We start from the raw sequence: 25,643 nt of genomic DNA on the forward strand, positions 1-25,643 counted from the left end.
GTGTTAACGTTGAATGTATTATGCATATAGTAGCCTTATATTTGAAATATAATAGTTTCTTCTACCAATAATTCTCTGTACTGATACTTCCTGGTGTTCTGCGTAGATTTTTAGTTAAACCGCGTTTTTCTAAAGTTTCACGTACATCTTTAACCATGTGAGGGTTGCCACATAACATGATTTGTGATTTTCCATTCTCAATCTTTAAATTAGCGCGCTCTTCAAGGCAGCCATTATCTATGGCTATGGGAATGCGGCCAGGTAATGCAAATTCAGTTTTCTCACGGCTTACAAATGGCACATATTCAAACTGGTCGGAGTGTTTTTGCTTAATGTCATTAATTAATTCTTGATATGTAAGTTCTTGAGAAGTGCGTACGGCATGCACTAGTACACACTTCTTGAATCGTTGCCATAGAATTTCTGTTTTCAAAATTGATAAAAAAGGACCGATGCCGGTACCAGTGGAAATCATCCATAAGTCATCGCTGTCAGGAATTTCATTGAGCACTAAAAATCCGTTGGCTTTTTTCCCTAAGTAAATATGGTCGCCAGCTTTAAGTTTTGCTAAGAGTGGAGAAAGGATGCCTTCTTCTATACTGATAGAATAAAACTCATAGTTGTCTTCATGTGGTGCGCTAACAAAAGAGTAAGGGCGTCCTACAATTTGATCGTCAATCATGAGTCCAAGGCGACCGAACTGACCTGCTTCGTAGTCGCCAATATCGCCCTTGACTCTTAATGAATAAAGCGTATCCGTCCAGTGAATGTTTTCGATAACTTCTGCATCGATCCAGTTTGACATGTTGATAACCTTTGACTGCCTAATAGTAAAAAGCTAGTTAGTGTACATAGCCATTAGACGTTTTAGAACAAGTAGTTGTGAGTAGTGCAAGCCACCCAATTGTAGATAAGAGAGTTGTGTAGTCACTCCTTGGTCAAGGTCGGAGGTTTAGGTTGGTCAATGGCGGATTCGAAACTGGGTTCCGGTTCTTTTTTGCCAGAAAAGAAATTAATAAAGAAGCGCATAACTTTTTTAATAGCACGAAATAGTTTTGGTAGTAACCAAATTATCAACAATAAAAATAGTACTAGTAATACTAGGAATAACACTGGGTGTTGAAGTGCTGCCCAAAGGCCCGCAAATACAGCAATATCTTCAGTAACAGAAGCAGTCCAGTTTGAAAATGGTTCGGGTGAGGTATTAATCAATACACGCGTACCTGCTTTAGTGAAATGTGTGCCGGCAGCAATAGAACCACCTACAATAGCTGCAGCTATTTCTGCTCCTGCGCCGACTTCACCAATGGCACCTGCTGCTAACAATGCGCCTGCCGGTATGCGAACAAGCGTGTGAAGGGTGTCCCAGCCAGTATCAACGCCTGGAATCTTGTCAGCAAAGAATTCAACAACATACATAAATCCAGCCGCTGCAATGACTAATGGGTCGCCGACGACTTGTAAATCAGGAGGAAGATCGACATAACCCATATTCATCATGACTCCCAATGCGACTAAGGTGCCATATAGATTGATTCCACTGGCCCATGCAACGCCCATGGTCAGTGCGATAGTTTGAATTAGACCCTCATATGCTTCCATTGGGTTAGTCTCCTGAAGATTTTTTAGTCACAGTACAGTATGACTTTAAAAAACGCGAATAGTGCAATAAATTTATGTAAATCAATAATTTGGGTAAGAGACCCAGATGTAAATTGACGCGTTTATAGACAATTTTCCCTTATGGTTTAAATGAAATGCCGGTATTAGCAAGATTAATTGGCATCGAGGAATCGAACGACGTTAGTGTATAAGAATATTAAATAACGCTTATTCTAAAAAATTATACGTACATAATTTAAGCTGTTGATGCAAATTACGCTCATAGATGAGTGGATTCACCTAAAAAGGAATATCGGTGCCCGCAAACTTACCTCAATTTGAAGATCATAGTAATCAGGAGCAAAAGTTCACTACTTGCTATATGTGTGCTTGTCGCTGCGGTATTAAGGTCACTGTTGAAGACAATCTAGTTCGTTTTATTCAAGGTAACAAGAATCACCCTATTAATAAGGGTGTGCTCTGTGCGAAGGGTAATGCGGGCATTATGAAACAGAATTCACCTGGAAAACTTAGTCAACCGCTAATGCGTAAAAAAGATAGCGAGCGTGGAGAAGGTGATTTCGAGCCGGTTAGCTGGGAGACAGCGCTAGATTATTTAACCCAACGCCTTGATAAAATTCGCAAGACCGATCCTAAGAAGTTGGCATTTTTTACGGGCCGTGATCAGATGCAGGCATTAACCGGGTTTTGGGCGCAACAGTTCGGAACAATTAATTGGGCAGCGCACGGTGGGTTCTGTTCTGTGAATATGGCTGCTGGTGGGTTATATACTATCGGCCATGCTTTCTGGGAATTTGGCGACCCAGATTGGGAACACACTAAATATTTTATGTTATGGGGTGTAGCAGAGGACCATTCATCTAATCCAATTAAAATAGGCCTAGAAAAATTAAAGCGTCGTGGCGCTAAGTTTGTTTCTATTAATCCAGTTCGTACTGGTTATCAAGCGATTGCAGATGAATGGATTCCGATTAAACCTGGTACCGATGCAATGCTTGCATTGTCTATGGTGCACGTTCTACTTAAGAATGACTTATTCGATTATGAATATGTGTTGCGTTACACCAATGCAACGCAGTTAGTTGTAAACACGCCACAAGAAATGGGCGACGGCCTTATTTATCGTAATGACGAAGGCAAACCACTTGCGTGGGATCAAGAAAAAGAAACATTTGTTGATGCAACAATTGCAGAAACAAAACCTGCTTTGTTTGGCGAATATAAAACACCTGAAGGTATAACTGTAAAAACATCATTTACAATTTTAGCCGAACGTTACTTGGCAGATGAATATGCGCCTGAGCACGCGAGTAAAGTCTGCGGTGTGCCTGCAGATATGATTGAACGTCTTGCCATGGAAATGGCGCACGTAGCATTTGAAGAAAGTATAGAGATTAAAACAGAGTGGACAGATTGGGCGGGGCGCAAACACGATAGCTTTATAGGTCGACCAGTTTCTATGCATGCGATGCGTGGAGTATCCGCACATTCAAATGGTTTTCAGGCGTGTCGTGCAATTCACTTGCTACAAGTATTGTTGGGCAGTGTTGACGTTCCAGGAGGGCACCTTGCTAAACCACCATACCCGAAACATGTATGCCCGCCAATTAAACCCGCAAAACCTAAAGCACCAGGTGAGCCTTTAGATAGTCCACCATTAGGGTTCCCAACATGTCCTGAAGACTTAGTGATTGATGATGACGGTAACCCATTACGGATTGATAAAGCCTATTCATGGGAAGCACCAATTGCTAATCATGGCTTAATGCATATGGTGATAACCAACGCTGTAAACGGTGATCCTTATCCAATTGATACATTAATTTTCTTCATGGCGAACATGAGCTGGAATTCATCAATGAATACTGGAAAGATCAGAGATCTTTTGCGTGAAAAAGATGAACATGGTGAATACAAACTTCCATTCTTGGTGGTCGCTGATGCATTTCATTCTGAAATGGTGACATTTGCAGACTTAGTGTTACCCGATACTACTTACTTAGAAAGATTCGATACAATTTCTATGTTGGATCGCCCTATTTCTGAACCCGATGGTGTTTGCGATGCGATTCGTGCGCCAGTGGTAGAAATAACAACGGATGTGCGCCCATGGCAAGAAGTAATGGTAGAGCTAGCATCGCGTTTGAAGTTTCCTGCATTTACTAATACAGATGGCTCGGCAAAATATCAAGGCTATAAAGATTTTATAGTTAATTATGAGAAAGCACCGGGAATTGGTTTCTTGGCTGGATGGCGTGGAAAGGATGGTGAAAAATCTTTGTGTGGAGAACCAAACCCAAATCAGTGGGAAAAGTACATTGAGAATGAATGTTTCTTTGAATACAAATTGGCGAAGCATGAGCGTTATTACCGTTTTGCTAATAAAGACTATTTAGAATTTGCCAAAAATGCTGGTTTTATTGGGAATTCTGAACCAATTGTTATGGAATTGTATTCTGAGACACTACAGAAATTCCGTTTAGCTGGATTGGGTTTATATGATGGTCCGCAACCGAAAGATGAGCGTGACCAATATCGTGCATCGCGTTTCTTTGATCCGTTGCCAGAGTTTTACATTCCATTAGAGCAACGCTGTACATCACCAGAGGAATATCCATTTCATGCCATTACTCAACGTCCAATGATGATGTATCACTCATGGGATTCGCAGAATGCATGGTTGCGACAAATTCTTGCGCAAAACTATATGTATATGAATCGGCAAAAAGCTAAAGAGATGAATATAGAAGATCTATCTTGGATTTGGGTGGAATCAAAGACAGGAAAAATTCGAGTGCAAGTGAAATTAATGGAAGGTGTCGAGACCGGGACAATTTGGACTTGGAATGCAATTGGTAAACAACGTGGTACTTGGGGCCTTGATCCAGAAGCAAATGAGTCCAACCAAGGTTTCTTGTTAAATCATTTAATAAATGAACATTTGCCTTGTGGTGATACAGGTAGGCCAATAACGAATTCAGATCCAATTACAGGCCAAGCTGCTTGGTATGACTTGCAAGTTAAAGTTTACCCAGCAAAAAAAGGTGAGATTGGTATCTGGCCCAACTTTGAAACAATTAAGCCATTGCCTGGTGCACAAGACTCCAAAGGAAAACTTCGTTATCAAACGCATGAGGCCGTTGGGTTGAATCGTTCGCTGAAAGATATTTTAACACGTGGCGATACCAAGAAAGGAAAATAAGAATGAAACTAGGATTGGTAATAGATTTAGATACATGCGTAGGTTGTAATGCATGTGCTGTCGCATGTAAGCAGTGGAACACATCGGGAACAACTGGTCCGCTAACTGATTTCGAGCCTTATGGAAAAGATCCAACTGGTGTTTGGTTCAATCGTATTCGAAATTACGAAGTAGGTGATTATCCGAACAGTAAAACTGTTCACTTCCCTATGTCATGTATGCACTGTGATGATGCCGCATGCGTTACTGTGTGTCCTACAGGTGCATCATATAAACGTGAAGAAGATGGCATTGTGTTGGTTGACCAGGATAAATGTATGGGTTGTAACTACTGCGCATGGGCTTGTCCTTATGGTGCGCGAGAGTTAGATCGCGAAGATGGTGTAATGAAGAAATGCACTTTATGTGTAGATCGCATTTATGACCATAATTTGCCAGAAGAAGAGCGTAAGCCTGCATGTGTGATGACGTGTCCTTCACATGCACGTTATTTTGGTGATTTTGATGATCCAAACTCAGAGGTGTCTATTATTTCACGAGAAAGAAATGGTGAACAGCTAATGCCTGAGCTTGGATATGAGCCAGTGAATAAGTATTTGAGTCCACGTGAAAAGAAAAACGTCGATACTTACATTAATGAAACTAAGTCAATCAAAGCAGTGAAAGATTGGGTAAATCGTTTAGTGTCAAGATAAAATCAGGGAAGAATATCGATGCATCCAGCACTATCAGTAATATTTTTTACAGTGACATCCGGCACTGGTTATGGCTTATTTGCAATCACTTGTTTGTATAATTCTATTAGTCAGACAAACCCATTAGGCAGCGAAGGCATTTTGTTGTCGTGTGGTATTGCTTTAGTATTGATTACATTTGGGTTGATCTCATCAACTTTTCATTTAGCAAATCCAAAGAATGCGTGGAGAGCATTTAGTCGTATACGCACATCTTGGTTAGCACGCGAAGGATTGTTAGCAGTATTGTTTTATCCAGTTGCTGCTTTATATATGGTTACAATATGGAAAGATTTAGGTGGTTATAATTGGCTTGCTATTATTTCAATATTTGCTGCGCTGTGGGCGATTACTACTATATTTTCCACAGGAATGATCTATGCCTGTCTGAAAACAATTAGACAATGGCATAATGCTTTAACACCTATAAACTACATTTTATTGGGTGCTATGTTGGGTGGTTTGATATTTTTATTTATTGTTTCTATATATGAGACTGTGATAGCAGGGTTAGTAGTGACGATTACCTACTTAATTATTATTGCTGCAATATCTAAAATTATTTACTTCTTCTGGATTGGCGCACCGGCTGGTCCAACCATTAACACAGCCACTTCTTTTACGAGGAGCATGGTACGTTTGCTCGATGTGGGCCACACTGCTGGGACTTTTCTAACAGATGAGTTCGGATATCAAGTGGCGAGGGTACGTTTAATTGCATTGCGTTGGTTAGTACTGTTGTTTGCTTTCGCTATTCCTGCGTTGGTGCTTTGGGTAGGTGTGACGATAATGCCTATCAGTATAGTGTTTATAATTGCAATCATCAGTGGCTTTATAGGTGTGATGATTGAGCGTTGGTTGTTTTTTGCAGAAGCGCGGCATGTGGTAAATTTGTACCATGGCACACAACAATGTTAATTGTTATAAAAATAATCCCCGCCTGAACGGAGATTATTTTGTCTTCGATAGATTAATTAGTCTCTGCAATATAATTATTGGGTTCTTCTTTATTTTTATCCCAGCTAATAAATGAGTCAATAATAATACGGTTATTATAATTCATTTGGCGCATATCTTCTTTCCAAATATTACATTGTGTGTTACTTACTAAAGAATAGTCACATACGTAGTCAACTACGGCCTGTGTAGTTTTCATTTCATCACAGGCTTGGCCAACTGACAGCGTAGAGATAAATAATGTTGTAGCTAAAATTAATGACTTCATAAAACCTCCTTGTGGATTCAGGCCATTGCTTTTATATGTTATTTATTAATACGCAATATAAATGCCAAAAAAAATTAAATAGATTAAATAAGCGTATTTAATAGAAATAATTTATCTATATTCAGTATCTTATTGTGAGAAAAAATTATGAGGTTTTTAATGCCGGGCGATTAGAATTTACAGACCGGTGTAATAATTACGAATTTAAAGCAGTGCTGCACCGTAGAAGTGCATAAGGAAGAGGATTAGTTATCTATTAGTGAAACTAATAGATTAAAGAATTCAGGCAATGACTTATTCGATGGGAGAGAGATCTATCCAGATCTCATCATCATTAATTTCAATCTTGTAACGATTTAGTGGTTCGTCTGCAGGATCCTCGGTAGGTTCGCCAGTAATAACGCTAAACCAACTGCCATGCAACGTGCATTTAACCTTATCATCACGCAAACAGCCCAATGCCAAGGAAGAATCTTCATGCGTACAAGTGTCGTCAACAGCATAAATAATTCCACCTACATTTGCTAATAATATCGGGCGATGATTCGGGAAACATATTTTTTTGGTATTACCAGGACGGACATCGTCCAGTTTGGCGGCAAAATTCAATGAACTATTCATATTAGCACTATTGAAAATAATAGCCGCACTGTCAATAACACTTCAGTAAGCTTGATATTTAATTTTAGAATAGGCCTTATTACCCGACCTGGTTATTTGCAACTAGCTAGAACAGTGTTTAAATTACGTAAATCAACTAACTTGTCCAGAACATATGCCATATTTTGTATTTCATTTAAATAAGGGTACTAATGGTGTCGTCCGTGACGCTGAATTAAAAAATAGTTTTCCTGAATATAAGGATGCAAAGCTTTTTGCACGAAATTTGAGAGCTGAACTAGAAGTGAAAGATGTAAGTGAGATTAAAATTATGTTTGCAGATAATGAGGATATTGCTGAAGCTAAGCTAACCCAAAACAGAGAAGCACCAATTTTGCGTGAATGGGAAAAATAAATAATATTTTACTATGGATGAAATCGAATATCACTCTACATATAAAAATATAAACCCGATTCGATGTGTATTTGAAAAGGCAATTAATTCTCGTGTATGTAATTGTACAAAATCAGCACGTTTTAATCTAGCTGATAGAGAAGGAGTTTCATGCAAGAGTAATACAGCGCAACAATTCTGTAATGAAATTCTCCATTCTCTACGTGAAAATGCACGTTTTGCTATTCAAAAAAAAAGCATAGATGGAAAGTTGCCACATAATGCAGAAATAAGAATTCAAAATGGAGCAGTTAAAGGTTTAGTGAAAATATTGCAACAGGATGAACTTGACGAGAATGATATCTACAATGTTTTTCAATTGGCGCTTGCAAGATATAAATTAGTGAACAATTTCCCTTATAGCAAATTAATGCAAGAAATTTCTGCTTATCAAGTTAGGCGTTCGCGAAACAAGAAAAAGTAATGGCCAGCACTAAGCTGATAGCGTTAACTAAAGAAATACGTGCGTGCACTCAGTGTGCTTGTCAGCTCCCTTTTAAACCTAATCCGATCGTACGTCCTTCAAATATTGCTAAGGTGCTAATTATAGGTCAAGCACCAGGAACTAAAGTACATGAAAGTAGCATTTCTTGGAATGATACAAGCGGAAATACGCTGCGTGACTGGCTCGGGGTGGATCGAGAAATATTTTATGATGATACAAAAATAGCAATAATGCCGATGGGGTTCTGCTATCCAGGCAAAGGTAAATCAGGTGATTTACCACCTAGGCCCGAATGTGCACCGATGTGGCATCCTCAGTTATTGAATTTAATGCCGCAGATTAAATTAACGTTACTAATAGGCATGTATGCGCAGAAATTTTATTTGCAAGATGTAAAAAAGAAGAACTTAACTGAAACTGTTCGTGCATGGAGACAATATGCACCATATTATCTGCCTATGCCGCATCCTTCGCCTCGCAATAAACTTTGGCTTAAAAAAAATAAATGGTTTGAGTTGGAAGTTGTGCCAGTATTAAAGAAACGAGTTAAAGAGCTTATTTTTTAGTGTTGTCAGTATTATATTCCTGCGCGAACATTGTCCAAATGGTAAGAAAGAATGCTGCTATTATCGGGCCTAGCACAAAACCTGAAATGCCGATCATGGCAATGCCACCTAAGGTACTTAATAGAATGAGATAATCGGGCATTTTTGTATCGCGTCCAACAAGGATTGGACGCAGGATGTTATCTATCATGCCAATAATAAAGACACCAACTATAATTAATATAATTCCTTTAATTAACATGCCGCTGGTGATTAAATAGATCGCAGCTGGTATCCAAATTAATGCTGAGCCAATAGCTGGAAGTATAGATAATAAAGTCATTACTACTCCCCAAAATATGGCAGACTCAATACCTAGTAAAGAAAAAGTAATTCCACCGATCGTGCCTTGAATTGCGCCAACGACTAATGTGCCTTTTATAGTTGCGCGTGATACTTCGGCAAATTTTGAAAGTAAGTAGCGTTCGCGGTCATCGCCTATCGGCAAGATATGAATAATCATATCAATTATTTTTTTGCCATCTCGTAAAAAGAAAAATAACAAATACAACATTAAGAAAAACATAACCGCAAAACGGACTGTGTTTTGGCCAAAAGTGAATATATGTGATGCGGCCCATTGACTACCCTGTAAAGCAGATGAAGAAAGTTTTTGTTTTGCTTCTTCAATATCTACGCCCAAGCTTTCTGCACGATCAATCAGTGATGGCCAAGTATTCTGGGCCCAACTTAAAGGGCCTGATAAATCTATTTCACCGCTGATGATGGACTTATATAGAGCAACACCTTCACGGCCCACAGATGTAGATAAAAATAGTGCCGGTACAATCACTGCAAATATAATAATTAATAAGGTGCATAAAGAAACTAAGTTTTCTTGGTTCGGCATACTAGCTAATAGTCTCTTTTGAACTGGCTTGAAAATAATTGCCAGCGTTACTGCCCACAGGATGGGCTCAAAGAACGGCATGAGCATTATGGAAAAAGCCAGGCTAGCTGCAATTAATATTGAAAAGAAAAACGCGCTTTGTACCAAAATACCCTACCTTATTTATGGAAAAATGATTAAATTGCGATCTAATTGCTCGTTGTATACATTCAAGAGGTCTTATTAAAACCTCATAATAAACAGTCTGTTAACGATTATTGACCATATGTCGGCATAGCCATATTAAATCTTGCTTATATTAGAACTTTCTACTATACTAATCGTCATAAACTATTTAGCATATTTGGAGAATTAACATGTTTGGTAACTCAAACTTTTGTAAGTCCGCCGCGACTGAAACCATGATGCTGATTTGCGTATTATCACTAATATTTGCTGTCGGTATCGCACTTTTTTAACACCTCCTTACTCTTGTAATTTAAAGAGTAAAAAGCCAGCTCATTGAGCTGGCTTTTTTTATGGCTGCTGAGTTTTATGTTTTTCTTGGAGTGAGATACGCAAGTACTGCAGCTACAATAAATAACGCAGGTACATCTCCTAGTAAGTGACCCATATTGTGGTGGCCATCGAACGATTGCCAAGCCATCACAGCGCCATGAGCAACACTAGACCAGACAGTAAACCAAATTAAGCTACGATGTTCTAGAGGGTTGCGTGCAGCAAGCATTAAGAAAATGCCTAACGTGGCATAAATACTTAATATCATCTCTAGGTAATATGAACGACCTTCACCATGCCAAGACCAGCCGGAGGGCCAAAATATTGTTAGCGGCAGTATTATAAATGTAAATGTAATGCCTATAAGAACTAATGCAATTTTTAAATATTTTATACGACTAGTATCATCCATTTTCGACTCCTTATAATTATTATAGTTAAGCAAAAAATACAAACTACTCAACTTGTATGTATAAGAGTACAAGATATATACGTATAGGGTAAACAGTTAAGGCTTGTTAAAGATTAAAATCTATAAATTTTATTAATAACCCTAATGCTCCACATACTGCAATGACAAGAAGTAGGTTTGATTTGTAATAGAAAAGTGAAACAGTCACTAGAATCGTTATCAATGCAGATGGCCAGTCAAAAGATCCTGAGAAACCTTGCGGCCATAGAACATGGTAACCAAAGAATAATGCTAGGTTTATTATGACTCCAACAACTGCGGCTGTAATTGCTGTTAATGGAGCAGTAAATTTTAAATTACCATGGGTAGTCTCAATAAAAGGGCCGCCGGCAAAAATAAATAAAAAGGAAGGTAAAAAAGTAAACCAAGTCACTAGAGTGGCGGCAACAGCGCCGGCTAAGAATAATTGATCTGTACCAAATAAATTATTAATGTATCCACCAATAAAAGCAACAAATGCAACAATCATAATTAATGGGCCAGGAGTCGTTTCACCTAGTGCTAAACCATCGATCATTTGAGTGGGTGTAACCCATGAATAGTTTTCAATTGCGCCCTGGTATACATACGGCAGCACTGCATAAGCGCCACCAAAAGTAACTAAGGCAGCCTTAGTGAAAAACCATCCCATTTGAGTCAAGGTATGGTCCCATCCATAAAAATGATATAATAATGACATAGGTACAAGCCATAAGATAAATCCTATAACAATCGCACAGAGAAGTTTATTGATACTGAATTTTGCATGTTTGGGGATTGGAGTATTGTCATCAATTATCGCCGGGCCAAAAGATTTATCATTAGAACTATGTTTCCCCCCTGATATAAATTTATCAGGAACAATGCGACCACCTATAAAGCCAATAATGGCAGCACAAACTACAATAATAGGGAATGGAATATTAAATATAAAGATAGATAAAAATGCAGCAATAGAAATAGAAAACAGCATTCCATTTTTAATGGCGCGTGAGCCAATGCGGTATGCAGCATGAATGATTACAGCGGTGATGGCAGGTTTAATCCCATAGAATATACCAGCAACAATTGGTACATCACCGTAAGAGATATAAATCCACGATAGCATGATTAAAATAAACAATGATGGCGCAACAAACAGCGCGCCTGCCACAATGCCTCCCCAGCTTTTATGCATTAGCCAGCCAAAATAAGTAGCAAGTTGCTGTGCCTCTGGACCTGGCAATAACATGCAAAAATTAAGCGCATGTAAAAAACGCTGCTCAGAAATCCAACGACGTTTCTCTACAAGTTCTTGGTGCATGATAGCGATTTGACCTGCGGGGCCACCAAAACTTATAAAGCCAAGCTTTAACCAAAATTTAAAAGCGTCCCAAAACGAGATAAAGTCGTGTTGATGTGATTCGTGTTGGAATTGATTCATTTAATAATCTAACTATGTGAGAATAGTGCGTGATTGTACTTGATTTTATATTTAATAAGCTTATTTGTTTGGCGTGGGGATAAATGCTTAATGAAAATTAATAGACCGTTGAGAAAAGTAAAACTTTTATTAGTGAAATTACTTTTTTGGGCGCCGCTATCAGTTAAATCTTTTCGAAGGTGGATTTTCGATTCTGCACCAATGAATACATTGATGATTTCAAATTGTATTAATGAAAATTTTATTGTGTCTAGCAGTGACAAGACTATTGCAAGAGGACTATTTTCTAATAAGGAATTTGATTTAGATAAACTAACAGCCGCTTTAAAGATATTGCAGTTTGATAAAAAACACTCTTTGCTAATTGATATAGGGGCTAATATTGGGACAATCTGTATTCCTGCAATTAAGCGAGGATATTTTGATGAGGCTATTGCTATTGAGCCTGATCCTTTTAACTATAGATTGCTTAAGGCAAATGTACTTATTAATGATCTCAATTCTCAGATTGATACATATAATATCGCGTTAGGTAAAGATGATGGAGAACAGCTCGTGCTTGAGCAGTCTGTAGATAATTTTGGGGACCATAGAATTATGGTTGATGAAAATAACGGTGATTCGTCTCTACAAAAAATCAAGGTAAAGTCAGAATCTCTGGACAGCATATTTGATGCGTCTGTCGAGAAAAATGTATTGGTCTGGATGGATACTCAAGGGTATGAGGGGTATGTGTTAGCTGGAGCTTCTAGTACTATTTCTAAAAAAATTCCTCTAGTAATAGAATTTTGGCCATTTGGAATGTTGCGTACTAAATCTTATGTTTATTTGAAAAAAACTTTGCTGGATGGTGGCTATACAAAATTCTATCTACTAGATGATGAGCCAGAGGCTACAATATTGTCTGAAGCTGCACTTGATGAATTATGGGAAAAGTTAGGAGAAAAAGGGGAATTTTCTGACTTGCTAGTGATTTAATGCGACTATCTAATTCATTTTTGGTCGACTATATTTATTAAAGTACTCCTGCAATATTTGTCTAACAGGTTCTGGATAATTGAGTCTATCTATTTCATGCATTCCTTCTGAGAAAAAATCGGCAGCATCATCAGGAAAGGAGTAAACGAGATCTTGAAATACTCGACGGATTAATTCTGTGTCATGCGAGCGGGTTGCAGTAATAGCCTTGTTTAAATGTATAACTCTCCATGGACGCAGAGGATTGATCTTTTCTGAGTCGTTTTTAATCACGCTTGAACAGCTGGCAATAACGTTATCCATCATTTTTACGAGTTGTTTTAATTGAATGCTGTCATTTGTTTTATTTGCAGTTTGTGCAAATGCGTCAATAATAGGTTCTAACGTTCTTAGTTCACCTTGGTGTTTAGATATCCATAAGGCTAATGACAAAATTAGTTGACGTGTAGTTTTAGTGAAGTCACTGCAATGGTTCTTATGAGCCCACTGTAGAAGTTCAGTGAGTAAGTTGAAGCCGTACTCACCTATTTGTGTGATGTCATCCGGGTCTATTTCAGTGCTACATTTAGAATCTTCAATGTTTGTGCCAATGGCGTATAGCTGAATGAGTCCTTCTAGTATTTTGTTATCTAATGCTTGAGTAATGGTAGAAGAGTGATTGTTTGCGAATAAATTTTGAATGCTATTGAGCATGGCATGTGCACACTCTTGTTGTTCGTGCATGGTTTTATATAATTCAGATGGCATAGGTTTTGGCCCTGTCAATCAGCTACAACATTATAGAGTAGTTTACCCTTCTTTCACTGAAGTGATTAGCGTTCACGACGCAAACAATCTGTAAGATAAAACAGGAGAAATTCATACACTCCCGAAAATACCAGATTTATTGATTTAGAAAACAGAAGAGCTGAGTTCATTGACCGCGGATAGCATTTCAGGGTCATCTGTCAGCGCTTGAGAGATTGCACTCTTACAGGCAGTCACTGGATTCACGCCTGTTTGAATAAGTTTTCCTGCATGGACAAGTAATCGTGTGCTTGCTCCTTCATCGAGTCCGCTGCCTTTGAGGTTGCGAGTCATCTGTGCGAATTTAACTAACTGCTTAGCAGTATTTGCATCTACCGATGTTTCCTTCTCGATAATTTTTTGTTCAATAGTGGCACTAGGGTAGTCAAACTCAAGCGCTACAAATCGCTGACGGGTACTCTGTTTCAGGTCCTTTAATACGCTTTGATAACCTGGGTTATATGAAATTGCCATACAAAATTCATCAGGTGCTTCGAGCAATTCGCCTATTTTTTCCATAGGTAGTACACGGCGATCATCACATAGAGGATGTATAACCACTGTTGTATCTTTTCGCGCTTCAACTATTTCATCTAGGTAACAGATGCTACCAGTACGAACTGCCCTAGCTAAAGGTCCGTCCACCCAGACTGTTTCTCCCCCAGTGACTAAGTAACGGCCAACTAGGTCTGAGGCTGTTAGATCGTCGTGGCATGACACTGTAATCAGAGGTCGTCTCAATCGCCAGCCCATATATTCCATAAAACGGGTTTTGCCACATCCCGTCGGACCTTTTAGTAACAATGGAAGTTTATTCCTATAAGCCGCCTCATAAACCTCAATCTCATCAGCCACAGGTTCGTAATAGGGCTCTTTTTCGACGAAGTACTCTTCTGGTTTGTAACTTTTTGCGCTGATATCTGAATCCATGATCTATTATGATATTTATAAGTGTGAAGTCTCCATATCTCAAACTAGCGTTTTCCAATATTGCGTGCAAGTAAATAAGACAATTGAATCTATATAATGTCGCTGTTGATTAAATTTCTAGCAACTAAATACTTCATTAATAATTAAATGATTCAGAAGTATGTCCAGCGCTTAAGGTGCTTTATTTGAAGATATTCATAACTGACTCTTACAACTGTGAGGTTGTTACTTATTGGTCATTGACTCTCCGGTTATAAATAAGTAAGTTCTTATATAAGTCCTTTTTAATCAAGATATTACAAAAGTTATGCAAAGTGCTGCTCAACAAGCCCTAGAAATTGAACAGGTTTCGGATCATCCGCTCGCCGGTCAGGAGATGACTGGTTCAGATATTATCGTCCAAGTGCTTGCTCAAGAACAAACAGGCGTCATTTTTGGATATAGCGGTGGCGCTATTCTGCCTACATATGACGCTGTATTTCGCTTCAATGCAGAAACAAATGACGCGATGCCATTAATTGTCCCCGCAAATGAGCAAGGAGCTGGATTTATGGCATCCGGATATGCGCGTGCTAGCGGTAAAGTTGGTGTAGTGATGGTGACTTCTGGTCCGGGTGCGACCAATACTGTGACACCTGTAAGAGATTGCATGGCTGACTCTATTCCAATTGTAGTGATCTGTGGGCAAGTTCCCACTGCAGCAATTGGTAGTGATGGGTTCCAAGAAGCGCCAATTTCTAACATCATGGGCGCAGTTGCTAAACACATTTTCTTGGTGACTGATCCAACAAAATTAGAATCTACTATTCGTACTGCATTTGAAATAGCGCGTACAGGCAGACCTGGCCCAGTTGTAATTGATATTCCCAAAGATGTTCAGAACTGGGTAGGCCCTTTCCGTGGGCGCGGTCGTTTACCAGTGCGTGGTTATCGTGAGCGTATTCATAAAGTTATCTCGTCTGAATTAACAGCCGACAAAAAAAAGCAGTTTTATGATGCGCTAGCTCAGGCTGAGCGCCCGCTAATTTATGCAGGTGGTGGTGCCATTAATGGTGAAGCTTCAAAGCAGCTAAGAAAATTTGCAGATGAATACAAAATTCCTGTTGTCACTACATTAATGGGGATTGGTGCATACGATACAACTAAGCCTCGGGCTTTACATATGTTAGGAATGCATGGCACTGCATTTGCCAATTATGCGACTGATGATAGTGATTTTTTAATAACAGTTGGCGCGCGATTTGACGACAGAGTAGCTGCTGTACCCTCAAAATTTGCACCTAATGCAAAATATATTGCTCATTTTGATATAGATCCGTCGGAAATAGATAAAGTTAAGTCTGTGAATTGGCATCATATTGGCCTGTTGCCAGAAAGTTTGCAGTGTCTTTTAGAGTATGGACAAGAAGTGTATAAGCTTGAGGCAGACTATGCTGAGTGGCATGCACATATTGCAGATTTAAAATCAAAGTATGCAATGAATTATGACAAGCATTCTGATGAGATTCAGCCATATGCAGTAATTGAAGAAATAAACAAACATACAAAAGGTAACGCAATTATTAGTACTGGTGTTGGACAGCACCAGATGTGGGCTGCCCAGTATTTTGATTTTAAGCAGCCACGTTTATGGTTGACCTCGGGCAGCATGGGAACCATGGGGTTTGGTTTGCCAGCAGCGATTGGAGCTCAGTTCGCTAAACCAGGCTCAATGGTGATTAATATTGACGGTGATGCCAGTATTCGTATGAATCTGGGAGAATTGGAAACTGTGACGACTTATAAGTTACCTGTCAAAACAGTAGTACTGAATAACTTTGGTGATGGCATGGTGAAGCAGTGGCAAAAACTTTTCTTTAAAGGACGTTTGTCTGCCAGTGATAAGTCGCTACATAAAAAGAATTTTATTAAATCTGCCGAATCTGACGGTTTTGAATATGCTGTGCGCCTAGACAATAAAGCTGATTTACCCAAAGTGATTAAAGAATTTGTAGATTATCCTGGCCCAGCATTCTTAGAGGTGATTATTGATCGTGATGCTGGCGTATATCCAATGGTAGGACCAGGCATGTGTTATGAAGAAATGATTACTGGTGATCACATTCCAACTCGTCACAGCAGAGAAGATAAGGGAAAAGTCGATTCTTCAGAGATGTTTTAGGAGTTTCATCGTGAGTGGCTAGATGCTTTGAGAGCAGCGAGCAAGCAATTGGCTTGAGATAGTTTAATTGCTTGTATCTTTGCCCCAAAGTTCTTGCAAACGTTGGTCACGGCCACAATTCCATCGGTAATACTTATAGCGTAAGGGATTTTTCTTGTAGTAATCTTGATGGAAGATTTCGTCACCTTCAATCGGGTAAAAAGTAGATGTGTCTAAGATTGGTGTGACCACGGGGTTGTCGGGAAACTGGTCGATAATTTTTTGCTTGGATTGTTCTGCACTATCACGTTCATTTTCATTAGCTACAAAGATGGCGCTTAAGTAGCTAAATCCTTTATCACAGAACTGGCCATTTGGATCAAACGGATCGATATGCCTCCAGAAATAATCTAGTAATTGCTCATAGCTCACAATGCTTGGGTCATAGGTAACTTCTACAGCCTCATAATGTCCTTTATGGTTGCCACTGTAAGTTGGGTTTTTTAAAGTGCCACCTGTAAAGCCAGAAACTACTTCAGAAACACCTTCAAGTTTCTCAAAGTCAGCTTCTATGCACCAGAAGCAACCACCTGCAAAAACAGCTTTATCAGCGGAAGCAATTGAGAATGAAGCTAGTAAAAAACAAGAGAACACAGAATAAATAATATATTTCATTTTATAAATCTTCAAAGAAGGAGTATTTGACTCTAATAAGACCTTATAAGTACACATGTGCTTACAGCGTAGTTATAAAATGTAGTTGTTTTAATGTTGACTGTAATGTGGAAAGAAATACGGATATATCCGGTCTTATAGATGTTAAGTTAAATGTAACTTAAGGAAGTACTATGAACAAGGATGTTCATTTTTCTTGGTTTGGAGAATGATGTGATATTTGAATATGGTAAATCTTTTCTATATCAAATTTTTGGTTTCGGTATAGTTTGTAAGCTATTTGCTAGAAATTAATTCGCTGACAGTATCTATTAATAGATTAGATTGATTGGAACAATCTGATGTGTCATCTATCAATGCATTAAGATCTTCAAAAGCAGCTAGATTTTCTAGAAAAACTTCAACATGCTCGTCATTAAAACTGTCTCGTAGGACACTAATTTTTTCTTGGTCCACACCATTTTTAATTAGAGTATTAACCAATGTATTAAGATGTGCTTGAGCTGACATGTGCTTGCCTCAATTAAGCTTGAAATAAATAAGATAGCTGTAATGTATTACCATTGACAAGTCTACTTGAGGAATTTTGCTAATTCTAAGTGATATATATAGGCGGTTAATATGGCGTCATAAGTGTGCTTATATAGGATAATTTATAGAATTATATTTGTTTGAATAGCGGCTTAATCACTTAAATTAATATTCATCGCTATCTAATGCTGGCCTACTGGCAAACATAATCTTGTCTAATTTTTTCTGAGCATGCTTAGTGTTGCATAAGTCGCCAGTGTCTAGCATCTCGCATTCATCCTCAATCATTTGTTTGATAGTGACTGGATAAAACTTACAATCTTCGGGCCTATCATAATAGATGTCGCAGGTGTAAATATTGTTGGGTTGTTTGCGAAGCCATGGGCATAGTGCTAATAGTTTTCTGGTGCTTGGGTCTGCCCAAATTTTGCCGTCGTGAACATAGTCATATATATGTGGACGGGTTGCATCCCACCATTTGATTTCGTCAGTACTGGCTGAGAGTCCGCCATTACTATATTTAATGCAGCATTTGCCACATTGATTGCATTCTTTCAAAATATTTACTTAGGCCTGTAAGTATTGTTATGAGATAAGAATTCTAAGTAAGGTGTCACGTCATTTCCTGAGAATACTTTTTTGAAAAAACGTAACGCGCCTTTGTTGTTGGCTACAGTCTTCTTGTCAAAATAAGTGTGACTATTATTGACGGCCTTTTCTCGTGTAAAATCTACATAAGTCGCATTGGTGGCGTCTAGTTTTTTCAAATAATGGCCTAGGCGTGCTTTTTGTTGTTCGCCTGGTTTTCGTCTAGACCATGACAATGCAAAGTCATTTTCGTTAATAGTGATGTATATAGAGTTTCTTACTTGTAATTTTTCTACCCACGTTTGGTGTAATTCATTGTTAGCATCAGCAGCAGCAAGAATAATGTTATCAAATATAAGTTTACGTGATTCAGCAAGGCTGCTGGTTAATGCATATTTTAATACATAATTACCCATGCTATGACAAAGTAAGCTAACTGATAGGTCGCAATCTTTTTTAATTAGTTCGGACAAGAACTCTCGTTGCTTGGTAGGGTTGTCGATGAATTTTTTACTAGCTCGCTCTTCTAGCGCTTTTCTAGCTGCCATAGTAAGTAAAGCATGATATTTCCCAACTAAGTCAAGGCAGCGATTTAATGCGTCTTGGGATGCGCGTGCATCTCGCTTATCTGCTAAATAAGATAACGTGCCTGATAAAGCACCTCCACCATTTGCGGGCCAAGTAAAAGTAACTACGATCACGTCATATAAGCGTTCAATCTCTCTGGCAGTAGAGTAAACATCTTTAATATCATTGTTATAACCATGCACATAAAGCAAAACATTCTTACAGGTTTTCCTTGCTTGCTCAAACACGCGGCAAGCAACAGTTAAACTTGCATAGTGCGGTGCATTCTCGTCTATATCCAAATTGAATTTATTTTTAAGACGTTTAGCTTCAGCGGTAGATAATTGATCTTTTAACAGTTTAAATTTTGGTGTGGTGACGCCTGTGATCTCAACTGCTTGCAATTCGTTGGGGCCTTTTACATTTGGATGTTTGGTGAATTTATCAAAGCCATGCTTGGAGGTGTCAATTTGTCTGTTAGTAATAAAGTACATATGCACCCCCTGAGGTTGAAACATCATAATATTATTAATGTTTCTGAGAAATAATCAAGGATTAACAGTTCTATTTCATAATCAATATCGTTAAGTAAATTATCAATGACAAACATACATATGCGGTATTGATATATTTCATCCGCTGTTCATTATTACGTGACCTGCTAATATCTATCACCGCCTGTCTAAGTAAAAAGGTATATAAAATATAATAAAGAAATGGTACGACGTGGACATACCAAGCAAAGTCATTAGCATGTTTGTTAAAAAGAGATAATATCCAGTCAATTTCACAATATATTCCTAGAAAACCTAGCGCAGCATTCGTGAACATCCATTTTACTTGCTCAACGCCAAATATGGTGAAGTAGAAAATTGTGTAAACAAGTATCGCGATGCCACCGTGCATGTATAAAAATGAAATGTCTGCATCACTGCCATAGGCGAGGAAGAAACCAGAACCACCAAACATAAGCATGTGAATCATAAAAAATGGATAAATTGTATACCAAGGGATCTTCATTCCTTTGGAATAGAATTTCCCATTTATAGTTATGTCGCTATGTATCTTCATGGATTAAATCTACTCTAAAATTAAGTTAATATTCTGACTGCTGAGAAATATTGTTAGAGCAATTATATGTGTGGAAGAGTTAATGTAACCGATTATCAGCATATTGCTATCTTAATGGATGACATTGGGGTGCCAATGTGTAGCTCTGATATGGAACTTAGTGCAAATTTATTTCCTTATTATAAGCCGTTAGTGGCAGGATTTGTGAATGAGGATAATAAAATGGATAGTGCGCTAATGAATTGGGGCTGGAAGCGATCTTGGGATAAAGGGAAACGCTTATTTAATTCTCGCCGAGTCAGCGCCAAGGGCCAAGTGATTTGGGAGAGTCCTGTGTGGGGTGAAGCGATACGGCGACGGCGATGTTTAATTCCAATCAATGCATTTTACGAATGGGATCAAAACCAATCAAAAGGTAAGCGCGACCGTTATCGCATAGAAACTTATGAAGCGGCATTCACCTTGGGTGGTATTTTCGAAATCAGTGAAGATGGCGAATTATTCTTATCAATTTGTACCACAGACCCAAATGAGAAAATGGCGGAAATTCATCATCGTATGCCAGTGATTATCGATACTAAAGACGCCGAACAATGGCTCGTGAGTGAGAATGCTGAGGAAGTGGATGAACTGATGCAAGCAAAAACAGAAGACTACATTCGTATGACTAAAGAGAGCCAAGTGGGTAGAACAAAAGATTTATTCTAGTTACCATTCAGCAGGGTCAATACTATAAAAGCGACTTAGCTGTTTATATAAATCCGGTAATTTCTTTTTCATTTGTTTAGGCTTTTCAAAGAAAGACTCGGTCGCCACAGCAAAAAACTCGGGCGGTGAAACTGTACCATACTCATCCATCACAGAATTTTTGCCGCGTTGTGCACGATACTTAAGTGCATCAAACTCTTCACTTAGCACACTTGCCCATTCAGAGTAATGCACATTTTTTCTAAGCGTGGGCAAGCCATCCATGCGACCACTCTGCTCATCTAATTTATGAGCAAACTCATGAATGACAACATTGTGGCCGTCGTTTGCATTCAATGAGCCTCGCAGGCTATCGCCCCAAGACAGCACAATTGGTCCACGAAACCAGGATTCTCCAGCGCGATGACTGTCTTCAATTGTTTCATGAGAACCATGGTGATTGACTTGTTTTGCAACATAAGTGTCTGGATAAACCAGGATACTGCTAAAGCCTGGGAAGTGACGTTTATGACCTTGTAATAGCAACATACAAGCATTCCCCGCAATGGTTAAACGCATCTGTTCGGTGATATCGAGACCACGGCCAATAAATTCTTTTTCATTTAGAAATAATTGAATGCAGCCATGCAAGTGAATTTTCAGTTCACCAGGTAAACGCGAGTAAAGGGAAACATTGTCTTCAAGCAACGTGATCCATTGATTGGGAAGTGGTGTATTAAATAATCTCTCGTGTTTGGCAGCGATAATGCGTTTGCGTATGTACCAGGCTAGGCATGCACCAATAATAATGGAAAATAATATAATAATAGGCATGGTAATTCCGGCCGCGGCAATAATCGCAATGTGAACTTAAAATTATATATACTCTCTTATAAGTTACAGCATTAGTCTATAGTCACATCACGTGTAATCCAATAAATCTTAGGTAAATAAAAAAATGAATGTCGTAAAGAGGCTTCTTAGCGTTTTGCTATTGTCAGTCATTATCACGCAAACAATATTAGCAGATGAGATTACCCTAATGTCTGGTGATCGATTGTTTGGCACAGTCAGAGAAATTAATGACCAATATATAGTCATGGATACGGCCTTTGCCAAAGGGCTGAAAATAGAACAGAACACCGTGACGACTTTAAGCACAGACGAACCTATAAAAGTCGTTTTTGAGAATGGGCAGACTCAAATTGGGCAAGTGAATAAAGAAGAAGGTTCGCCATTTAGCGTGACTGACGACAACGTAAACGTATTATTCGAAGCAAATGAGCTGGCATCAAATCAACTGGAACCAGAAAAGCAGCCAGAGTCAGATAAAATTAAATATTCTGGCAATATAGATATCGGCTTAAGTCGTTCCAGTGGCAATGAAGATGATGAGGACTACCAGGGGAGTTTACATGCCGAAGCAAGAACGTTAGAAAATCGTTATACATTGGAGCTGGCAAAATCCATTGAGAAGAATAATGGCGATAAAACACAGGATGAAACTTTCGGTTCAATGCAAGTAGATCACTTTATTAATGAAAAATGGTATGGCTTTGGTTCCGTATCATTTGAGGAAGACTTTGAAGAATCTTTAAGCTTAAGATCGACTTATTCACTAGGTAGTGGTTACCAATTTTTTGATCAAGACGATCTTCAACTCAAGGGCGAGTTGGGTTTGGCCTATGTCGAAGAAGATTTCGAAGATGACGAAGATAATCACTACACTGGTGGCCGCTGGGCAGTTGATTATAAGCAGGCATTATTTTCTTGGTTAGGTACATTCCACGCCCACGAAGGATTCTTTAGCATGGAAAACAGTGAAGACATAAATGTTCGTTCAAGTACAGGGTTCAAATTCCCATTGAACGATTACATAAATGCAAAACTACAAGCGAATGTTGACTGGAATCGCTCACCAGCCGATGGAACTAAAGGAACAGATAAGGAATATATTTTTACTTTAGGGTACGAATTTTAATGCGAAATAATAATGGATATACAAGTTGCCGTATTTGGTTATAAGGTTAATATTGGTCAAAGGCATTTTCACTGTGCTCAAGCAGTAAGGATTTCTTATAAATCCATTTCTCAGTCTTTAAGCAAACTAAATATTTGCACTACAATAGTGAGTAAACAATGGTGCTTGCCCCATCTCGGGGAGCTTTAGGGCGCATTAATTTACGGAAGTTTGGTCAAAACCTCTACACAGTCAATATTTAAAAAAATTAGCTAATAATAAAAATCTGGCCTGAATCCTGCGTATTCACTTGCAGATCTTATGTATCGAAGCACTAGGGGTCACTCCTGATGCAATAGAATTAATAAAATATAACTTAAATAACAAGCCATTGAGGGAAATATAAATGAGTGGAAATCAATCTCGGATTCAAGCCATAAGCAAAATTACTAATCGAGTGCCAAAAGTGTGCGAGCCGACACAACCACTGAGTGAAATTTGGGCGTGCGATGTATTTAATCTCGCTACTATGGAAGAAGCGTTATCAAAGAATGCCTTCAAATCAATAAAGAAAACAGTGCAGACGGGTGCGCCGCTCGATGCAGCGACAGCAGACATCGTTGCGGCAGCGATGAAGGATTGGGCGATCAAAAAAGGTGTTAAGTTTTTCTCACATATTTTTTACCCTATGACCAATATAACTGCTGAAAAGCATGATGGGTTTATTGTCACAAATTCGGACGGTAATGCTATTACTGAATTTACTGGTAGCTTGTTAATTAAGGGTGAGCCAGATGGATCTTCTTTTCCAAATGGCAGCTTGCGCATGACCAACGCTGCACGTGGATATACGGCATGGGATCCTACCAGTCCCGCTTTTGTAATGCATACTGCTAATGGTTCTACATTGATGATACCTAGTGTATTTATGTCTTGGACGGGCGAGGCGTTGGATAAAAAGATTCCATTGTTGCGTTCCAATGCAGCTATGGATAAAGCAGCAAACAAAGTTTTAACTTTAATGGGCGAGACTGATATTGCACCATTAAATTCAAGCTGCGGAGCAGAACAAGAATACTTTCTAGTCGATGAGAATTTTGCTAATTGCCGTCCGGATCTTCTACTTGCTGGACGTACATTATTTGGTGCAGCAGCAGCAAAAGGACAGCAGTTTGATGACCATTATTTCGGGGCGATTCCTGCACGTGTGCAAGTTTTTATGCAAGACTTTGAGGATAAGCTTTATCGTTTAGGCATCCCTGCAAAAACACATCATAACGAAGTTGCCCCTGGGCAATTTGAGATAGCACCTTATTTCGAAGCCGCTAATGTCGCAGCAGATCATCAACAATTAATGATGACTACCATGAAAAGTACAGCCAAAGAACATGGCTTCCTTTGTTTGTTGCATGAAAAACCATTTGCTGGAATTAATGGTTCAGGAAAACATGTCAACTGGTCTGTCGGGAATTCAACCCAAGGCAATTTGCTTGATCCAGGAAGTACGCCACATGAGAATTTAAATTTCTTATTATTCTGTGGAGCAGTTATTCGTGGTGTTCATCTTTATGGGCCGCTATTAAGGGCTGCTATTGCATCAGCAGGTAATGACCATCGATTAGGCGCGAATGAAGCACCTCCTGCAATCTTATCAGTTTATTTAGGGTCACAGCTAGAAAGCGTGTTCAATGACATAAAAGAAGGGAAACTGTTAGAAAAAGCGAGTGGCGGAGTTATGGATCTAGGATTATCCCAAATTCTAAAATTTGAACGTGACCCAGGTGACCGAAACCGTACTTCTCCTTTTGCTTTTACAGGTAATCGCTTTGAGTTTCGTGCGGTAGGGTCGGCACAATCTGTTTCTGGTCCTTTAGTAGCGATGAACACTATGTTGGCAGATTCATTAGATTGGATTGCAGGGAAACTTGAATCAACATTGGCAAGTGGTATGGAGCAAACGGAAGCGGTTATCACTGTTCTAAAAGAATTGATGGAATTACATGGTAATGCAGTTTTTGGAGGCGATGGCTATTCGTCTGAATGGCATAAAGCAGCAGTAGAAGAACGAGGATTGAAAAACATTCCAACGACGGCTGATGCTTTGCCTGCTTTTAAAGAGAAATCTGTGATTGAATTGTTTGAAAGTACCGGGGTGTTATCTCCAGAAGAACTGGCGAGTCGCTTTGAAGTTTATTCGGAGCAGTATGTGTTGTCGATTGAGGTAGAAGCAAAAACAGTTGTCGATATGGCAACTACGAAAATTTACCCTGCTGCAATTTCTTACTTGTCAGCACTTACTACAACGGCTGAGAGTTTGTCAGGTATGGGCCTAGTAGTAGATGGATTGAGTATAAAAAGTGTCGCAACAGAAGCAAACCAAATGATGGCATTAGTCAAACAACTCAATGATGCAATTGAAAAAGATGATTTCAGCTCAATTGAGGAGCATATGATTTTTTGTGCAGATACTATCTGTGGCTTGATGCTTGGAATTCGAACGCATGCAGATGCTCTTGAAGGATTAATATCAGACGAGCTATGGCCATTACCAAAATATCAAGAAATGCTTTTTATTAAATAAGTAAAAAGCGCCTGTAATAAATTAGGGGTCGCTGGCTGA

General features: G+C 38.9%; 26 protein-coding genes. 11 read left to right on the top strand and 15 right to left on the bottom strand.

Annotated elements, in window-relative coordinates:
• Nucleotides 1-61: 61 nt before the first annotated feature.
• Complete coding sequence (locus tag R8G33_10625; GenBank protein MDW3096116.1) at nucleotides 62-805, bottom strand: ferredoxin--NADP reductase; 744 nt, start codon at nucleotides 803-805, stop codon at nucleotides 62-64.
• 122 nt (nucleotides 806-927) lie between these two features.
• Nucleotides 928-1,602 (bottom strand): DUF4126 domain-containing protein, encoded by a 675-nt coding sequence (locus R8G33_10630; GenBank protein MDW3096117.1) that lies wholly within the window; start codon nucleotides 1,600-1,602, stop codon nucleotides 928-930.
• A 382-nt stretch (nucleotides 1,603-1,984) separates the two neighbouring features.
• Here R8G33_10630 and R8G33_10635 point away from each other — a divergent pair, with 382 nt between their 5' ends.
• From R8G33_10635 to R8G33_10645, 3 genes are read left to right on the top strand one after another with little or no spacing between them, the layout of a single operon-like run.
• Nucleotides 1,985-4,825, top strand: coding sequence for a molybdopterin oxidoreductase family protein (locus R8G33_10635; protein ID MDW3096118.1), 2,841 nt, complete (start codon nucleotides 1,985-1,987; stop codon nucleotides 4,823-4,825).
• 2 nt (nucleotides 4,826-4,827) lie between these two features.
• Nucleotides 4,828-5,520, top strand: coding sequence for a 4Fe-4S dicluster domain-containing protein (locus tag R8G33_10640; protein ID MDW3096119.1), 693 nt, complete (start codon nucleotides 4,828-4,830; stop codon nucleotides 5,518-5,520).
• 18 nt (nucleotides 5,521-5,538) lie between these two features.
• The gene (locus tag R8G33_10645) at nucleotides 5,539-6,477 is read left to right on the top strand and encodes a DmsC/YnfH family molybdoenzyme membrane anchor subunit (protein MDW3096120.1); all 939 of its coding nucleotides are present in this window, start codon (nucleotides 5,539-5,541) and stop codon (nucleotides 6,475-6,477) included.
• Nucleotides 6,478-6,529: 52 nt separating this feature from the next.
• On the opposite strand, the gene R8G33_10650 is transcribed toward R8G33_10645, so the two are convergent.
• Together R8G33_10650 and R8G33_10655 are read right to left on the bottom strand one after the other, a co-directional pair.
• Nucleotides 6,530-6,784 carry a hypothetical protein gene (locus tag R8G33_10650; GenBank protein ID MDW3096121.1) on the bottom strand — a complete coding sequence of 85 codons (255 nt, stop codon included), beginning with the start codon at nucleotides 6,782-6,784 and terminating at the stop codon, nucleotides 6,530-6,532.
• Nucleotides 6,785-7,078: 294 nt separating this feature from the next.
• Nucleotides 7,079-7,405 (bottom strand): non-heme iron oxygenase ferredoxin subunit, encoded by a 327-nt coding sequence (locus R8G33_10655; GenBank protein MDW3096122.1) that lies wholly within the window; start codon nucleotides 7,403-7,405, stop codon nucleotides 7,079-7,081.
• 154 nt (nucleotides 7,406-7,559) lie between these two features.
• On the opposite strand from R8G33_10655, the gene R8G33_10660 reads away from it, so the two are divergent.
• From R8G33_10660 to R8G33_10670, 3 genes are read left to right on the top strand one after another with little or no spacing between them, the layout of a single operon-like run.
• Nucleotides 7,560-7,799 (top strand): hypothetical protein, encoded by a 240-nt coding sequence (locus tag R8G33_10660; protein MDW3096123.1) that lies wholly within the window; start codon nucleotides 7,560-7,562, stop codon nucleotides 7,797-7,799.
• Nucleotides 7,800-7,812: 13 nt separating this feature from the next.
• Nucleotides 7,813-8,262 (top strand): hypothetical protein, encoded by a 450-nt coding sequence (locus tag R8G33_10665; protein ID MDW3096124.1) that lies wholly within the window; start codon nucleotides 7,813-7,815, stop codon nucleotides 8,260-8,262.
• Nucleotides 8,262-8,849 (top strand): uracil-DNA glycosylase family protein, encoded by a 588-nt coding sequence (locus R8G33_10670; protein MDW3096125.1) that lies wholly within the window; start codon nucleotides 8,262-8,264, stop codon nucleotides 8,847-8,849. Before R8G33_10665 ends, R8G33_10670 begins: the two co-directional genes overlap by 1 nt.
• On the opposite strand, the gene R8G33_10675 is transcribed toward R8G33_10670, so the two are convergent.
• The 3 genes from R8G33_10675 to chrA form a co-directional block, all read right to left on the bottom strand.
• On the bottom strand, nucleotides 8,839-9,885 hold the full coding sequence (locus tag R8G33_10675) for an AI-2E family transporter (GenBank protein ID MDW3096126.1): 1,047 nt from the start codon (nucleotides 9,883-9,885) through the stop codon (nucleotides 8,839-8,841). The genes R8G33_10670 and R8G33_10675 overlap by 11 nt on opposite strands.
• A gap of 385 nt (nucleotides 9,886-10,270) precedes the next feature.
• A complete protein-coding gene (locus R8G33_10680) occupies nucleotides 10,271-10,648 on the bottom strand; it encodes a DUF6632 domain-containing protein (GenBank protein MDW3096127.1) in 378 nt (125 codons plus the stop codon).
• A 106-nt stretch (nucleotides 10,649-10,754) separates the two neighbouring features.
• Nucleotides 10,755-12,110, bottom strand: a complete 1,356-nt coding sequence (gene chrA / locus R8G33_10685; protein ID MDW3096128.1) for a chromate efflux transporter — start codon at nucleotides 12,108-12,110, stop codon at nucleotides 10,755-10,757.
• Nucleotides 12,111-12,200: 90 nt separating this feature from the next.
• Here chrA and R8G33_10690 point away from each other — a divergent pair, with 90 nt between their 5' ends.
• Complete coding sequence (locus R8G33_10690) at nucleotides 12,201-13,088, top strand: FkbM family methyltransferase (GenBank protein ID MDW3096129.1); 888 nt, start codon at nucleotides 12,201-12,203, stop codon at nucleotides 13,086-13,088.
• A gap of 9 nt (nucleotides 13,089-13,097) precedes the next feature.
• Here the strand turns inward: R8G33_10690 and R8G33_10695 are convergent, their stop codons facing one another.
• Both R8G33_10695 and R8G33_10700 read right to left on the bottom strand, forming a co-directional pair.
• A complete protein-coding gene (locus R8G33_10695; GenBank protein ID MDW3096130.1) occupies nucleotides 13,098-13,835 on the bottom strand; it encodes a hypothetical protein in 738 nt (245 codons plus the stop codon).
• Between the two features lie 144 nt (nucleotides 13,836-13,979).
• Nucleotides 13,980-14,804: a CbbQ/NirQ/NorQ/GpvN family protein gene (locus tag R8G33_10700; protein MDW3096131.1), complete on the bottom strand. Its 825-nt coding sequence runs from the start codon at nucleotides 14,802-14,804 to the stop codon at nucleotides 13,980-13,982.
• A 307-nt stretch (nucleotides 14,805-15,111) separates the two neighbouring features.
• Between R8G33_10700 and ilvB the strand changes: the two genes are divergently transcribed.
• Nucleotides 15,112-16,965 (top strand): biosynthetic-type acetolactate synthase large subunit, encoded by a 1,854-nt coding sequence (ilvB, locus tag R8G33_10705; GenBank protein MDW3096132.1) that lies wholly within the window; start codon nucleotides 15,112-15,114, stop codon nucleotides 16,963-16,965.
• A gap of 63 nt (nucleotides 16,966-17,028) precedes the next feature.
• Here the strand turns inward: ilvB and msrA are convergent, their stop codons facing one another.
• The 5 genes from msrA to R8G33_10730 form a co-directional block, all read right to left on the bottom strand.
• Entirely contained in the window at nucleotides 17,029-17,619 is a 591-nt protein-coding gene (msrA, locus tag R8G33_10710) for a peptide-methionine (S)-S-oxide reductase MsrA (GenBank protein MDW3096133.1), read from the bottom strand.
• Between the two features lie 276 nt (nucleotides 17,620-17,895).
• Nucleotides 17,896-18,129 (bottom strand): hypothetical protein, encoded by a 234-nt coding sequence (locus R8G33_10715; protein ID MDW3096134.1) that lies wholly within the window; start codon nucleotides 18,127-18,129, stop codon nucleotides 17,896-17,898.
• 186 nt (nucleotides 18,130-18,315) lie between these two features.
• Complete coding sequence (locus R8G33_10720; protein ID MDW3096135.1) at nucleotides 18,316-18,708, bottom strand: YkgJ family cysteine cluster protein; 393 nt, start codon at nucleotides 18,706-18,708, stop codon at nucleotides 18,316-18,318.
• A gap of 5 nt (nucleotides 18,709-18,713) precedes the next feature.
• Nucleotides 18,714-19,826 (bottom strand): alpha/beta hydrolase, encoded by a 1,113-nt coding sequence (locus tag R8G33_10725; protein MDW3096136.1) that lies wholly within the window; start codon nucleotides 19,824-19,826, stop codon nucleotides 18,714-18,716.
• Between the two features lie 43 nt (nucleotides 19,827-19,869).
• The gene (locus R8G33_10730) at nucleotides 19,870-20,376 is read right to left on the bottom strand and encodes a hypothetical protein (protein ID MDW3096137.1); all 507 of its coding nucleotides are present in this window, start codon (nucleotides 20,374-20,376) and stop codon (nucleotides 19,870-19,872) included.
• A 66-nt stretch (nucleotides 20,377-20,442) separates the two neighbouring features.
• On the opposite strand from R8G33_10730, the gene R8G33_10735 reads away from it, so the two are divergent.
• On the top strand, nucleotides 20,443-21,084 hold the full coding sequence (locus R8G33_10735; protein ID MDW3096138.1) for an SOS response-associated peptidase family protein: 642 nt from the start codon (nucleotides 20,443-20,445) through the stop codon (nucleotides 21,082-21,084).
• Here the strand turns inward: R8G33_10735 and R8G33_10740 are convergent, their stop codons facing one another.
• Entirely contained in the window at nucleotides 21,085-21,897 is an 813-nt protein-coding gene (locus tag R8G33_10740; protein MDW3096139.1) for a zinc-dependent peptidase, read from the bottom strand. It lies immediately after the preceding gene.
• 124 nt (nucleotides 21,898-22,021) lie between these two features.
• Here R8G33_10740 and R8G33_10745 point away from each other — a divergent pair, with 124 nt between their 5' ends.
• Entirely contained in the window at nucleotides 22,022-23,044 is a 1,023-nt protein-coding gene (locus tag R8G33_10745) for a DUF481 domain-containing protein (GenBank protein MDW3096140.1), read from the top strand.
• A 385-nt stretch (nucleotides 23,045-23,429) separates the two neighbouring features.
• A complete protein-coding gene (locus R8G33_10750; protein ID MDW3096141.1) occupies nucleotides 23,430-25,604 on the top strand; it encodes a glutamine synthetase III in 2,175 nt (724 codons plus the stop codon).
• The last annotated feature ends 39 nt before the right edge of the window (nucleotides 25,605-25,643 follow it).

Source organism: Gammaproteobacteria bacterium (genome assembly GCA_033344735.1).
In the GTDB taxonomy this organism is placed as follows: Bacteria; Pseudomonadota; Gammaproteobacteria; order UBA4575; family UBA4575; genus UBA1858.